The 13,625-nt window shown below is 63.2% G+C and carries 11 protein-coding genes and 1 pseudogene; 10 read left to right on the top strand and 2 right to left on the bottom strand.

The window, feature by feature from the left end:
• Nucleotides 1–129: 129 nt before the first annotated feature.
• From PVV74_RS04150 to PVV74_RS04135, 5 genes and pseudogenes are all read left to right on the top strand, one after another.
• Nucleotides 130–1,764 (top strand): BapA prefix-like domain-containing protein, encoded by a 1,635-nt coding sequence (locus PVV74_RS04150; RefSeq protein ID WP_274592329.1) that lies wholly within the window; start codon nucleotides 130–132, stop codon nucleotides 1,762–1,764.
• Nucleotides 1,765–2,013: 249 nt separating this feature from the next.
• Nucleotides 2,014–2,193, top strand: a pseudogene (locus PVV74_RS22875) (BapA/Bap/LapF family prefix-like domain-containing protein); the annotation flags it as partial.
• 154 nt (nucleotides 2,194–2,347) lie between these two features.
• Nucleotides 2,348–2,857, top strand: coding sequence for a hypothetical protein (locus tag PVV74_RS04145; protein WP_274592328.1), 510 nt, complete (start codon nucleotides 2,348–2,350; stop codon nucleotides 2,855–2,857).
• On the top strand, nucleotides 2,842–3,843 hold the full coding sequence (locus PVV74_RS04140; RefSeq protein WP_274592327.1) for a hypothetical protein: 1,002 nt from the start codon (nucleotides 2,842–2,844) through the stop codon (nucleotides 3,841–3,843). Before PVV74_RS04145 ends, PVV74_RS04140 begins: the two co-directional genes overlap by 16 nt.
• Nucleotides 3,844–3,949: 106 nt before the next feature.
• Nucleotides 3,950–5,419 (top strand): UDP-N-acetylmuramoyl-tripeptide--D-alanyl-D-alanine ligase, encoded by a 1,470-nt coding sequence (locus PVV74_RS04135; protein ID WP_274592326.1) that lies wholly within the window; start codon nucleotides 3,950–3,952, stop codon nucleotides 5,417–5,419.
• Here PVV74_RS04135 and PVV74_RS04130 read toward each other — a convergent pair.
• Nucleotides 5,377–8,673, bottom strand: a complete 3,297-nt coding sequence (locus tag PVV74_RS04130; RefSeq protein WP_274592325.1) for a CapA family protein — start codon at nucleotides 8,671–8,673, stop codon at nucleotides 5,377–5,379. The two genes, PVV74_RS04135 and PVV74_RS04130, sit on opposite strands and share 43 nt — an antisense overlap.
• Before the next feature lie 139 nt (nucleotides 8,674–8,812).
• Nucleotides 8,813–9,103 carry a hypothetical protein gene (locus PVV74_RS04125; protein ID WP_274592324.1) on the bottom strand — a complete coding sequence of 97 codons (291 nt, stop codon included), beginning with the start codon at nucleotides 9,101–9,103 and terminating at the stop codon, nucleotides 8,813–8,815.
• A gap of 186 nt (nucleotides 9,104–9,289) precedes the next feature.
• Here PVV74_RS04125 and PVV74_RS04120 point away from each other — a divergent pair, with 186 nt between their 5' ends.
• The 5 genes from PVV74_RS04120 to PVV74_RS04100 all read left to right on the top strand — a co-directional run bounded on the left by PVV74_RS04120 (nucleotide 9,290) and on the right by PVV74_RS04100 (nucleotide 13,604).
• Complete coding sequence (locus PVV74_RS04120; RefSeq protein ID WP_103765053.1) at nucleotides 9,290–9,496, top strand: hypothetical protein; 207 nt, start codon at nucleotides 9,290–9,292, stop codon at nucleotides 9,494–9,496.
• A 363-nt stretch (nucleotides 9,497–9,859) separates the two neighbouring features.
• Nucleotides 9,860–10,777, top strand: a complete 918-nt coding sequence (gene dapA / locus PVV74_RS04115) for a 4-hydroxy-tetrahydrodipicolinate synthase (protein ID WP_274592323.1) — start codon at nucleotides 9,860–9,862, stop codon at nucleotides 10,775–10,777.
• A 31-nt stretch (nucleotides 10,778–10,808) separates the two neighbouring features.
• On the top strand, nucleotides 10,809–11,867 hold the full coding sequence (locus tag PVV74_RS04110; RefSeq protein WP_103765050.1) for a polyamine ABC transporter substrate-binding protein: 1,059 nt from the start codon (nucleotides 10,809–10,811) through the stop codon (nucleotides 11,865–11,867).
• A gap of 96 nt (nucleotides 11,868–11,963) precedes the next feature.
• On the top strand, nucleotides 11,964–12,782 hold the full coding sequence (locus tag PVV74_RS04105; protein WP_103765049.1) for an ABC transporter permease: 819 nt from the start codon (nucleotides 11,964–11,966) through the stop codon (nucleotides 12,780–12,782).
• Between the two features lie 9 nt (nucleotides 12,783–12,791).
• Nucleotides 12,792–13,604 (top strand): ABC transporter permease, encoded by an 813-nt coding sequence (locus PVV74_RS04100; RefSeq protein WP_103765048.1) that lies wholly within the window; start codon nucleotides 12,792–12,794, stop codon nucleotides 13,602–13,604.
• Nucleotides 13,605–13,625: the final 21 nt, after the last annotated feature.

Below are 13,625 nucleotides of genomic sequence, written 5' to 3'. Positions count from 1 at the left end.
ACGCTGAAGGATATAAAAACTAGACAAAAGGTTTTATCTGATACATACCTTTGATAGTTAAATTGCCGTGGGGGCAATCCTAAGTTTGTGATTCTGGCCTCAGGGGGCCTTTTTAAAAGGATGTAAGATATGGCGACGAGTGGACAGATGGCGGGTGACGCCGTGAACGTTCAAATTTCGGTCAACAAAGACAGCGTAAGCCGATTCACGCGGTCCGGCGACGACCTGATGGTCGAACTGACGAATGGAGACACCATCCGCGTCAGTGAGTTCTACGGCGGCGCCGCGAACGGAGAGGCGCATCGCCTTATTTACGCGGACGGCAGCTATAGTGGCGTTGAAGGCGTGATGGGCGAGGAAGCCGTTGCAGGCCTAGGCGAGGGTTTCGGGATGAACGGTCTCGGGGCAGGGCTGGCGGCCGGGGCGGGAATCGGGGGTATTGCCCTGGCGTCGCACCTGGACGACAGCGACGGCGGCGTGGCGCTCGATCCAGACCCTGATCCGGACCCTGACCCCGATCCGGACCCTGATCCCGATCCCGATCCCGACCCGGATCCAGATCCCGAGCCGGAGCAAACGACCGGTGTGCTCGATTCAGTTATTGCCGACGATGGTATTCTTGGCGCAATCACTGGCAACGAGGGCGGGCTAGGCGCGATCACCGGCTCGGAAGGTTTGCTGGGCACGCTTGTCGGCGACGACGGCCTGCTGAGTGCGGTCACCGGCAGTGACGGTCTTGTTGGTTCCCTGCTGGGCGCGGGACTGATCGGTGACGGTTCGATGTCGGACGACCCGCTGGACAGCGTGACGGACGGATTGCTGGGGGACGAATCCCTTCTGGGCGGGCTGCTCGGGACGACGGGACTGACCTCTGGCCTTGTCGAACCGGACGGTCTTGTGGGTAGCCTGCTGACGGAGGACGGACTGGTCGGCGGCTTGCTGACGGAAGACGGCCTTGTCGGTGGCCTGTTGGCCGAAGACGGCCTTGCAGGCGGATTGCTGGGGGGCGACGGCCCCGTGGGCGGTCTTCTGGGCACTGACGGCTTGGCAGGCGGCCTGCTGGGCGAGGACGGTCTTGTCGGTGGGCTGCTTGGCGACGATGGGTTGCTGGGTGCCGTGACCGGAGACGATGGCTTGCTGGGCGGCGTGACTGGCGACGAGGGGCTGCTGGGTGGACTGCTTGGCGGCGACGATGGCCTGCTGGGCGGCGTGACTGGCGACGAGGGGCTGCTGGGTGGACTGCTTGGCGGCGACGATGGCTTGCTGGGCGGCGTGACTGGCGACGAGGGTCTGCTGGGTGGCCTGCTTGGCGGCGACGATGGCCTGCTGGGCGGTGTGACCGGCGAGGAGGGTCTGCTGGGTGGCCTGCTTGGCGGCGACGAGGGCCTGTTAGGCGGCGTGACCGGGGGCGACGGCCTGTTGAGTGGCGTCACAGGTGATGATGGTCTGCTCGGCGGCCTGACCGGGGGATTGCTCGGTGGCGAGGGCGACGGATTGCTCGATCCGGCACTTGCCGATGGCGGCCTGTTGGGCGACGTGACCGGGAACAGTGGCGTGCTGGGTGATGTGACTGGAAACGACGGTGTTCTCGGTGAAGTGATCGGCGACGAAGGGGTCGTGGCGGAAGCGACCGATCTCGTTCTGCTGACGGACGGAGATCCATCGGGCTCCGGCGGCCTGCTCGGGGGATTGACCGATGGCCTGCTGGGAGGAGATGACGGCTTGCTCGGCGGTCTTCTCGGAGGAGAAGACTCCCTCATCTGATCCGCCTTGCCGGATCGGCACCTTGACGCCCCGCCTTTTGGTGGGGCGTTCCTTATTCTGGGGGACTGAAACCGACCCGGCCTGTCCGGGGCTTCGGCAGCGGGCGCTGGAAAATTACCTTTGATGGCGCGGTCATGGCTTGACTTTTAGTGCTTAAAGTCGTCTGATACATACTTAAGACTTTCGCACATACTTAAGGCTGTATATTTCAGGGGCCTGTGCGAGGGGGGTTAAATAGGAGTGGAGAATATGGCGAATAGAACAATTCAAGCGTCCCCGACCGAGGTGCGCGTCTTTCTGGATGTCGATCAGACTGGGCAGGAAGTCTATACGCGGTCCGGCAACGATCTTGTCATCGACTTGGGCACCGGAGACACGGTGACGGTCAAGGATTATTATGTCGAGACCCAGAGCGGATCGCTGCATAGTATCGTGTATAACAATGGCCCGGTCGTCGATGGCGACCCCACCGAAGGCGGAGGCCTTGGTGCTGGCTTTTCGGAAGAAGGTATTGCCGCGGCCGTGCTCGGTGGCCTGGGCCTTGCGGCGGTGGCCTCAAGCGGCGGCAGCAGCGCGCCTGTTGATGATACAGACGCAGACGCGGATGCGGACGCCGATGCAGATGCAGATGCAGATGCGGACGCCGATGCGGATGCTGACGCAGACGCAGACGCCGATGCAGATGCTGACGCAGACGCTGATGCGGATGCTGACGCAGACGCAGACGCCGATGCAGATGCTGACGCAGACGCAGATGCAGATGCTGACGCAGACGCAGATGCAGATGCGGACGCTGATGCCGATGCTGACGCGGACGCCGATGCTGACGCAGATGCAGATGCTGACGCGGACGCCGATGCAGATGCTGATGCCGATGCTGACGCGGACGCCGATGCAGATGCTGATGCCGATGCGGATGCCGATGCGGATGCTGATGCAGACGCCGATGCAGATGCAGATGCCGATGCAGATGCTGACGCCGATGCGGACGCCGATGCGGACGCCGACGCCGACGCCGACGCTGATGCCGATGCGGATGCAGACGCAGACGCGGACGCTGATGCCGATGTTCAAGGGTTGCTCGATCCGCTGATCGGCGCTGGCGGGTTGCTGGCCGGCGTGACCGACGATGATGGTCTCCTCGGCGACGTCACCGGCTCGCAAGGGCTGCTTGGTGACCTGGTTGGTGCAGACGGCGCGCTTGGCGACCTTGGCAACGAACTTCTGGGGCAGCCGATCCTGGGGGATGGTGTTCAGGGCGACGATACCGGCCTTCTGGACGGCGTGGTGTCCGATGGCGGCCTGCTGGGAGACCTGACGGGCAACAACGGCGTTCTGGGCGATGTCACCGGATCCGACGGCCTGCTGGGTGACCTCCTGCTGAACGACGGGGCCCTGGGCGACGTGACCGGCTCGGGCGGTCTGGTCGGTGACCTGACCGGCACCGGCGCGCTGGGCGAAAGCGGCACGCCGGACGACGGTACCGGTGGTGGCGGCCTTCTGGATGGCCTGCTGGGCGGTGAGGGCGGTCTGCTGGAGGGCCTGACCGGCGACGAAGGTCTGCTGGGCGGTCTTCTCGGCGGCGAAGGCAGCCCGCTTGACGGCCTGCTTGGCGGCGACGGTGGATTGCTGGATGGGCTGACCGGTGAAGCCGGCCTGCTGGGTGGTCTGACGGATGGTCTGCTGGGCGGCGAAGGCAGTCCTCTGGACGGTCTCCTCGGCGGCGACGGCAGCCCTCTGGATGGTTTGCTGGGCGGCGAAACCAGCCCGCTTGATGGTCTGCTGTCGGGGCTGACGGGCTCGGATGCCGGACTGCTGGATGACGTGGTGTCGGACGGCGGTTTGCTTGGCGATGTCACCGGCAACAGCGGTGTCCTTGGCGACGTGACTGGCAATGACGGGGTGCTGGGCGATGTGATCGGCGACCAGGGCTTGCTAGCGGATGCGACAGACCTTGTGCTGATCACCGACGGCGACCCGTCGAGCGGCGGTGGTGTTCTTGGCGGTCTGACTGACGGCCTGCTGGATGGCGGGCTGCTGGACGGGCTGACCGGCGGAATCGACGACACGGCGATGTAATCCGACCCGATCCCGGCCCCGGAGCAGATGTTGCCCGGGGCCGGAGGGCCTTCGGCCCATGCGCGCGCAACTGTCATGCTGCTTTCCGGGGAAGGGAGACGCCTGCATGCCTGACTGGACATTGAGCAAGGTCGCCTCGATCCTGCCCGACTCGGCCTGGGTGCACGTCGAGAACGAACAACGCGTCGTTTCGGGTATTTCGACCTATTTCCCGACCTACCGACCTGGCGATATCGTTTTCCTTAGAACCGGCGAGATGGCATTCGGCATTACGCAGGAGACGCTGGCACGCGAAGATGTGCGCCCGCGGCTGGTGGTCGTTTCAGGTGAGGTGCCGGCGGCGTTTGAGGCGGAGGCGATCCTGAAAGTGCCCGACCCGATGACGGCGCTGATGCGGATGGCGAAAGATGCGCGTGGCCGGATCACGGCGCCGGTCGTGGCGATCACGGGCAGTTCGGGCAAGACATCAACCACGGATCTGACCGCCCATGCGCTGCGGGCGTTCGGTCCGGTCTACGCCACGCGTGAGAGCGGGAACCGACCGCGAGGCGTGGCCTGGAACCTGGGCTGTGCGTCGGAGCGCGACCGGTTCGTGGTGCTGGAGCTTGCAATCGGTGGCATGGCGGACAATTCCAAACTGGCACGGCCTGACGTCGCGGTGTTTACCAATATCCAGCTGGCACACGTCCTCTATCATCAGAACCTGCGCACGATTGCCGAACGCAAGGCGCGGATCTTTGACGGGATGCGCCGCGGTGCCCCGGTGATTCTCAACAGCGGAATGCACGAGGGTGCGTATCTGCAGAAGGTTGCCCGCAAGAAGGGGCTGGAGGTGATCCACTACGGACGACGGGCACAGGACCACGTCGTGTTGCTGGGGTTCGACGCGCGGCGTGGCGTGGCGACGATCGGCGTGGACGACAGGCGCCTGCAACTGGCGCAATGTCTGCGGCACGGGCCGCACATGCTGGAGAATTTCATGGCGACTTGCGCGGTGTATCACGCCCTGGGCCTGCCGCTGGACCAACTGGCGGAGCGTTTCGCGAGTTTTCGTGTCACCAGCGGAAGAGGCGAGGTGCATCGACTGCCGGTGCAGTCCGGGGCTTGCGTGCTGCTGAACCATTCCTACAACGCCAATCCGGCGTCGATGCGGGCGGCATTGATCCACCTGCGCAATACGCCCACACAGGGCCGGAGGATTGCGGTGCTGGGGGCGATGGCGGAGCTGGGCGATGTCAGCGCGCAGGAGCACGCCAAGTTGGTGGCCTATCTGGGCCAGCTAAAGCTGGACCGTATCTATACGCTGGGCCCGGAGTTCGAAGGCATCGATAACCTGTCCGGCCACCAGGCGCTGGATGGACCAGAGGACCTTCTGAATATTCTTGGGTCAGAGGTGCGGGCGGATGACGTCGTCATGGTCAAGGGCTCGAACGCAACTGGACTCAATCGCGTGGTGACCACCCTGCTGAACGAATACGCGGGCGAGACGTCTGCGGATGTGCCGTCAGGCGCCGATGCGACGTACGCCCGTGTTCAGGCCGGTAACTGTACCGGGATGGGCCGCGGAAAGAGATAGCACTCTCTGTTGGGTCTGCGGCCGAGGACTCTCAGTTCGAGCTGTAGCGCTCCGGGCGCGATATGTTCCAGAGCGGGCGGGCGCAGGCCGCAATGGTCATAGTAGATCGCTCCAGGCTGCCAGCGGGTGGTGGGCTGCATCCAGTCGCAGGGATCGTGGTCGGTCCCTTTGCCCCATTCGGCCGCGTGCCGTGATCCAAGCGGAATGGCGAGAACGCTGAGCCGAAGATCTTCGGCGACAGGTTTCGGGCTTGACCACCAGGTTTCTATCCAGAGCATCTGGCGGCCGGTGATTGCTGGGGGTTTTACCCTCATTCCCAGCAGCTGAAGCCCGTTCAGCGTCACCGGTGCGATGCGGGCATCGCCGGGAACGAAGCCTGCCTGTCCCAAGTCGGAATCGGGCGTGTAACGGGCCAGGAGGTCGTGACGGTAGCGGTCGGAGGGCCTGATGGCTGGTGCAGCGGTGCTGACGGAACGCGGTGCCGAGGGGGCGAGCTGGACGAAGGCCTGTTCCGCGGTGCGGGTGAGCGTTGTACCCAGCGCCTGACAGGCGCCATCGAAGCTGTCGATTGCCCGAGTTGCCGCTTCGCCGTCGAGACGCTGGCTGAAGCCGTCGCCGATACCAACGGGCACGTATTCGACCCAAGTGATCCCGGTCTTGCACAGGCCCAGGCGGAATAGCCCGCCGGGTCGGAACCACGCGCGCGGGGTGTCCGACAGCAGGGAGCCGGTGCCGTGGATGATCGGTTTCCCGTGATAGAGTTCGATCCCGTGGAGATGCGGGCCGGTCGTGCCGAGCACACCGTCGGCGCCGACATCGACAAGGGCGTGGGACAGTGTGCGAATGTCGCTGTCCCGGGTAGGAGTGCTTCGCGCGGCCCAATGCACCGAAACGAGGACGATATCGGCCTCGTTGCGGGCTGCCGCGATCCGTTCCGCCATCACGCGGCGCCATGCCCGGGGATCCGTGGGTGACAGGTAGGCGGTGCCGAAGCCATCATCGCCGGCGGCGAAGCGATGCTGGGTCGTGTCCACGCTGAGAAGGGCCACGCGCATGTCGCTCGCGCGGCAGACGGCGGGGTCGAAAGCGTCTTGTCGGTCTGCGCCGCTGCCTGTGCTGGCGATTCCGAGCGCGTCGAGAATTTCATGCTGCTGTTGCAGGGCGGTCGGCCCGTAATCGCCGCTATGGGCGTTGGCCACGGTGACGGCATCGACACCGGCGGCGGTCAGGACACGCAGCAACTCGGGGCGGGCGCGACAGTAGAAAGGACCGGCCTCGCCCTTGTCGGTGCCTTGCCTGCCAAGGGTGCTGACGACGCAGTCCAGGTTCACGACCGCAAGGTCGGCGGCTCGTAATTCGGGGATGTCGAGGACATTTTGTGCCCCGAGCTGGGCCGTACGCATGTGCTGGCGCCGGCCGAGGTTGACCGCACCGCCGCAGGCCAGCACCGCGTCGGCAGGCCGCGGCAGATCCCGCGCCGGGGCCGGGGCGGGCGACGGGAGCGTCGGTGCCACTTCGCGGTGCAGGTAGTGGCGTAGATAGGCCACGAAGCCGGAGAGGTAATGTTCCACGTCGTCGATGCGGACCCGGAACGCGTGATGGCGGATGAAGAAGCTCCCCAGAATGCGTCGCGGATTGCGGAAATACATCGCCGTTTCAGGCCAGAAGAACCCGTTCAGCATGTAGCGCGCCCGGGTCTCCAGCGCGCGGTAGAACTTGTCACGGTCGAGATGCTTGAGAAGGTGTCGGTGCGCCTCGCTCTGCTCCAGCCGGAGGATCATCTTGTGTGCCGCCATCATCAGTTCCAGCAGCGTCGGGAAGGTCGTGATCCTGTCGATGACGAAGTCGAGATGGGTGGCGACGTTTTGCAGACCGAAGCGGAAATAACGCTCTTCCGGGCGGTAGAGCGTTAGTTCGTTGACGCAGTAGCCGAGCCAGTGATCGTTGGTGCGCCAGTGTTCCTGCGCGATGAAGTAGTCGAAGGCCTTTTCCACGAGAGCCAGCCAGCGCGGGTCCTTCGTCAGGCCGTAAAGGCGCATCAGGCCGAAGGCGGCTTCACCGTCGTAATAGATGATGCGGAAGCGTTCCTTGACGGACAGGTCTTCGGCATGGAGCACATGCGACAGCTGCCCGGAGTCCGGGTCCTGCATGAGCGCGATGCCCTGCGCCAATTGTTCCAGAAGCGGCAGGTGGCGTTCGTCGCCGGTGAGTTCGGTATAGGTGACGAGGGCGAGAAGGCAGACCGCGCTGCCGCCCAGTTTCACCTCGTTGTTAACGTCGAGGAGATAGGCCACGCGTTCGCCACCCGGGACGGTGTATTGCCGGATGAGCCCCTCGGTCAGCAGGCGCAGGGCGCGGTCGATCGCGGCCTTGAGCCCGGCGTCGCGGGTGACCTGCCACGCTTCGAGCATGGCATAGACTGTGCTGGCGTGGCGCAGGGTGTTGTAGGACTTTATCTCACGGTCGAAGCAGGGGTGGACGCCGTAGACGAACTGGCCTTCCGGATCCACCTGGGCCGCGAGGAATCGGCTGGACTGGTCCACCATGTTCTCGACCGTGGCCGCGTCAAGCGGATCGACCTGGCGGCGCCCGGTGTCGCGGCCCTCGGTGCCGCCGCTGAACCCGTGCAAGGGCACCGGGGGCCGGTCCGGCTGAAGAAGAAAGGCATCGGTGGCGAAGAGGCGCACCGGATCGGTCGGTGCCTCGGGCAGGTGAAAGCCCCGGCCGAAGCGACGCTGACCGTAGATCTGCGTGTTTTTCGCATTCAGTCCGCCCTCGTGCCGGTCGTTGCCGAGGTAGAGCATGGCGTTGGCGTTCAGTTCCTGTTCGAGGAATGCCTGGCGAAAGTCGGGGTCGAGAGCGATGCCGTAGCGAAAATAATTGCGCTTGCTGCTCCGGATGGCGAGCTGGCACTGCTCCCATGTCAGGTTCCAGGTGCGGGTCACCCAATCGATACGCAGCCAGCGGACTTGCGGATCCGGTTCGGGCCAGGCGCTGCGCCACTCGTCGAACCGGCACCAGATCGTTTCGGAATCCGGACCGTCGACATGCACGACTCGGGCGCGGGTTTTGCCGTCGCAGATCGAAAAGAATACGCGCAGGGGCGCATCCTGTTCGGCCGAGGCTAGCGCGTAGGTCAGCGCTGACCGTGCCTGTGGCAGAAGGGATGACAGGGGGGCCTCGGGATGGGCTGCGATGGGCGGAACGAGATCCTTGATGCCGAGGCTCTCGAAGGGCGCGTGTGCGTTTTTCATGATGATCCAAAATACCGCATGGCCGTTGATCAGGGCAAGCTTGCGCTATGGAACCGTGGCAGCCTTACCGCGCAGCAGGCTGCGCCCTGCGACCGGATGCCGCTCGGACCCATCCGCGCATGTGATGCGATGCTGGATATCAATATCCTTCGGGCCGGCGCAGGACCAGGCCGGAAGCATCTTTGCGCTTTGCGGAGGAACGTATCATTTGGACCGCCGGCACGAGCAGCCCTGAAGCTGAGCCAACCAGCGAATAGAGGAGCAGCATGGTCCACAAACTAGCGCCGAAAAGGAGGGCGGTGATCGCGGCCGTCGTGCCGCAGATCATGCTTATGAGGATGATGCCTATGATGTTCCCACTCTCGCGCTCTGCGCCGCCAGGACCCGATCTATGGTGTTCGATGCTGTCGTGCCGTTCAAGTGCCGCCATAGCTTCCCACGTTTATTATCTATGGTATGTACCTTATAATATTAAGTATATGCGTAACATACAAATGTTTTTCCTTCAAGGGCCAGCCGCAAGCGAAGACAGGTATACTTCTCGAACCGAGCCTAATCCGCGGGGCTGCGCCGCTTTTTGTGAAATCAAAAGAAGAGACCCGAGTGCCTGTCGCAGATGTTTGAAGAAGAGCGCGACGAGCTGCTGAAGCATATCGAAGCTGAGGATGACGCCGAAGTGCGCGTTTGCATGGAAGAAGACTTGCAACAGGTCGCCCGGGTGCTCGAGATCGTCGAGAAGCTGGTCGAGAGGATTGGGTACTGGAAGGATCGGGATTCGCGCTTCGGAAGTCTTTCTTCGATTGCGGATTCCAGCTGGTACTAAGGGCGGAAACCCGGACCACCCGATGGGGGCAGATCAACCTGGATGGAAGAGAGAGGCCTGATCCGAGAAGTGACGCAACAAGGACGCTTCAGGATGTGGCGGATCGCCTGCCCCTGATCGCCCCCCCTTGATTGGCGAAGTGAGTCGCCTCACGCCTCAAATGTTCCGGGCAATCCGCCTCATTCAGCTTCTTTTGGGCCCGTTTTGGCCCAAATAACCGACCCCTATTCCGCCAACACTTCACCTTTACGCCTCTGAAATATATTCATAAAAAATTTTTGTGCACCTTGGGTATTGACCTGAAATACGTTTGAGTGTGCAATACGTATACTGAAAATGCATTCAATACCCGGATCCTGCGACTTGACCAGTACCGTCAACAAAATCGAAGGCATCGTTAGTGCCACACCCACGCCGATCGACGCAGAGGGTGGCATTGACCGCACCGCTGTCAGCGATCTGATCGAGAACCTGATTGCCGCAAATACCGCAGGCATCGCGCCCATCGGCGGTACGGGTGAGGCAACGGCCCTCAGCCGGCGGCAAAAGCATGGGATGCTGGATGCAACGCTAGAGGCGGTCGCGGGTCGGGTGCCTGTCATCCCGGGGCTTCTGTCGCCGGGGCTTGGCGACACGCTGGAAGAGGCCGCAGAATACGCCGCCGCCGGCGCCGACATGCTGATGCTGGTGACGCCATATTACGCACGCCCGACCGAGCAGGGCTTCGTCGACTATTTCAAGCGCGTCTCCGACAGTGTCGACCTGCCTCTGATGCTCTATGAAATCCCCTATCGCACCGGCATCCAGCTGTCGCTGGAGACCGTGGTGCGCCTGGCCGACGAGACTCGCGTAACCGCGATGAAGGCCTGCAGCCTCGACACGCGCTACCAGATGCAGACGGTGGAGCTGGTGGGGGACCGGGTCAGCATCCTGACCGGGCAGGAAGATGTCTTCCCGCTGCATATGGCGATGGGCGCGAGGGGCGGCATGCTGGCCGGCTCCTGCATCATCCCGAACCTTTGGAACAAGGTCTACAAGCTCTGCGCCGACGGCAAGAACGCCGAAGCGCTGGCCCTCCACCAGGAGATCATGCCCTTCATCTCGATGCTGTACCGGGAACATAACCCGGGGCCGATCAAGGCCGCGCTAGAGCTAATGGGCCTGTCGCATGGCGGCTGTCTGCCCCCCCTCCGCTCCGCCAGCCCAGAGGTTGTCGAAGCCCTGAAACTCGCCCTGCCTGCGATCCTGGAAAAGGAAAAATCGGCAGCAAACCAGAACTAACCTTCACTTGCCAACTGGGAGCTAACCAAAGATGAAGAAACACGTCACTCTGTCGCGCCGCAAGGTGCTTGCGGGCCTGACCGGCGCGGTTGCCGCGCCGATGATCATTCGCCCGGGCTCTGCGCTGGCGCAGTCCAACTCGATGACCTTCGTGACCTGGGGCGGCGCATATCGCGACTCCGTCGTGAAAGGCGTGATCGAGCCCTTCACCGCCGAAACCGGCATCGAAGTGAACATCGTCGATACGCCGGACCTTGCCAAGGTCAAGGCGCAGGTCATGACCGGCAACGTGGAATGGGACGTGTTCGACGCACCGGGCGCCATGGGCGCCTCCGGCGAGAAGGAAGGCTATTGGGAGCCGCTCGACGAGTCGATGCTTGACGTGGACGACATGACCCTCGCGCCGACCGAGACGCTGATGCCCTTCTACACTTGGGCCGGCGGCATCGCATGGGATGCGGACCGCTTCGGCGAGGGCGAGCACCCGACTACCTTTGCCGAGTATTTCGACCTTGAGAAATTCCCCGGCCTGCGCACCTTCCGCGACCGTCCGAGCGAAACGCTGGAAGCGGCGCTGCTGGCCGATGGCGTGGCCCCGGCCGATGTCTACCCGCTGGACGTGGAGCGCGCCTTTGCCAAGCTGGACGAGATCAAATCGCAAGTCGCCTCCTGGGTCAGCGCCACGCCGCAGACCATCGCGCTGCTGCGCACCGGCGAGGTCGATTTCAGCTACACCTATGCCAGCCGCGTGCGCACCACCGGCGCGCAAAGCGAAAGCGGCAACATCCAGTTCTCCTTTGACCAGACCCTGAACGGTCTTGAATATCTTGCCGTCGTGAAAGGCGCGCCGAACAAGGAAAACGCGATGCGGTTCCTCGAATTCGCCATGCGCCCCGAAATTCAGGCGGCGACGATGGAACTTCTCGGCAATGCGCCGGTCTCCAAGTCTGCTGTTCCTATGCTTACGGAAGACAGCCAGTCCTGGCTGCCCGATCTCAGCGACCCGGACCACCTTGTCCTGAACGACGCTTGGTGGGCCGATAATTTCGAAGAAGTTTCCCGGCGCTTCAAGGAGTGGGTCCTTATCTGACCCGCTCGCGGTCGGCGGCCTCGCCCGCCGACCGTTCCCGTGGCCTCGAATTTTTCGATCTGTCCGTAACCTCTTGAAGCAGGGGAATGATCCGTCATGCGCGACTTCCGCCAAGCGTCGATCTTCGTAACGCCGGCAGCGATCATTGCGATCTGCATCTCGGCGTTGCCGTTGCTCTACATCTTCTACACCTCGGTCGAGGGGCCGGACTTTTCGCTGGGGTCCTATATCTCGATCATTAAGAGCACGCTGTTCCACCGCACGCTGTCGACCACGATGGTCATCGCAGTCTCCTCCAGCGCGCTGAGCCTGCTGATTGGCTACGTGATCGCGCTACACCTTGCGCGCCAGCCCGCGAAGCGCCGGGCCTTCCTGCTCATTCTGGTGTTGCTGCCGTTCTGGACCAGCGTTCTTGTCAAGTGCTACGCCTTCACGATCATCCTTGGCCGCACAGGCATCATCAATTCGGCGCTGGACGCGATCAGCGGCGGGCAGCTGTCCATGTCGCTGCTGCTGAACCGCACCGGCGTGCTGATCGGCATGACCAACTACCTCACGCCCTTCGTCGTATTCCCGGTTCTGGCTAGCCTGCTGGCGATCGACCCTGCGGTCTATCGCTCCGCCTCGATCATGGGGGCGCGCCCGGCGCGGATCTTCTGGACCGTGACCCTGCCGATGAGCGTGCCCGGCATCATCGCCGCGTTGGCCAGCGTCTTCGTGATGGCGCTGTCCTTCTTCATCATTCCCGCCCTGCTTGGTGGCCCGCGTGACGCGATGCTGTCGAACCTGGTGGATTTCTACACCCGCGAAGCCCTGGACTGGAACACGGCTGCCGCCATCGGGATGATCCTGCTCGGGATGACCCTGATCGTCGTCGGGACCGTCTATGCCCGCAACCGCCGCGCCGCCCTGTGAGGACCGATCATGTCTGAGAAAATCAAGGATCCAATCCAAGCGCGCCTGAGCAGGTTCGGCACGTTGCTGGCCACCCTCGGCTATCTCTTCCTGCTCGCGCCGATTTTCGTCGTGGTGCCCATCGCTTTCGGCCCTCCGGGCGATCTGAATTTCCCGCCAGAGGAATTCTCGGTGGAACTGTTCCGGATCTTCTTCTCCTCCTCCGACTGGACGGACCCGGTGCTGATGAGCGCCAAGGTCTCGGTCATCACCACCATCGTGGTGCTGCTGACGGCCGTGCCCGCCGCCTACGGGGTCGCACGCTACAACTTCCCGGGCAAAAGCCTGATCTCCGGCCTGATGATGAGCTCGCTTGTCGTGCCGACCATCGTGACGGCGCTGGGACTGTATCTCTACTTTTCCTATCTGCGGATCACCGGCAGCACTTTCGCACTGGTGCTGGGCCACGTGATCTACACCACACCTTACGTGATGGTCATGATCATCGCCGGCATCCAGAAGCTGGACCGCAACCTGGAATTCGGCGCCCAGCTGATGGGGGCCAGCGCCATGCGGATGTTCTTTACCGTGGTGCTCCCGCAACTCGTTCCGTCGCTGATCGCGGCCGGTCTCTTCGCCTTCCTGATCTCCTTCGACGAGGTGGTGATCGCATGGTTCCTGTCCGGCTCGGACACGGTGACCCTGCCGGTGAAGATGTTCAGCTCGATCCGCTGGGAGATTTCCCCGGTGATCGCGGCAGTCTCCACTCTTCTTACGGCCATGTCGCTGGTCGTCTCGCTCATCGTGGCGGGGCTGCGCAAATCGACGCCGATGGCTGGCTAAACTCTCTGAACCAAAAGGACT

Source organism: Roseovarius sp. SK2 (genome assembly GCF_028807495.1).
GTDB classification, from domain to species: Bacteria; Pseudomonadota; Alphaproteobacteria; order Rhodobacterales; family Rhodobacteraceae; genus Roseovarius; species Roseovarius confluentis.
The sequence above is the reverse complement of the archived record's forward strand: the minus strand, read 5'-3'. Positions and strand labels throughout refer to the sequence as shown.

Coding starts and splice junctions, on each gene's coding strand:
- PVV74_RS04150 (WP_274592329.1), top strand. CDS start 130: ATGGCGACGAGTGGACAGATGGCGGGTGACGCCGTGAACGTTCAAATT.
- PVV74_RS04145 (WP_274592328.1), top strand. CDS start 2,348: ATGATACAGACGCAGACGCGGATGCGGACGCCGATGCAGATGCAGATG.
- PVV74_RS04135 (WP_274592326.1), top strand. CDS start 3,950: ATGCCTGACTGGACATTGAGCAAGGTCGCCTCGATCCTGCCCGACTCG.
- PVV74_RS04130 (WP_274592325.1), bottom strand. CDS start 8,673: ATGAAAAACGCACACGCGCCCTTCGAGAGCCTCGGCATCAAGGATCTC.
- PVV74_RS04125 (WP_274592324.1), bottom strand. CDS start 9,103: ATGGCGGCACTTGAACGGCACGACAGCATCGAACACCATAGATCGGGT.
- PVV74_RS04120 (WP_103765053.1), top strand. CDS start 9,290: ATGTTTGAAGAAGAGCGCGACGAGCTGCTGAAGCATATCGAAGCTGAG.
- PVV74_RS04110 (WP_103765050.1), top strand. CDS start 10,809: ATGAAGAAACACGTCACTCTGTCGCGCCGCAAGGTGCTTGCGGGCCTG.
- PVV74_RS04105 (WP_103765049.1), top strand. CDS start 11,964: ATGCGCGACTTCCGCCAAGCGTCGATCTTCGTAACGCCGGCAGCGATC.
- PVV74_RS04100 (WP_103765048.1), top strand. CDS start 12,792: ATGTCTGAGAAAATCAAGGATCCAATCCAAGCGCGCCTGAGCAGGTTC.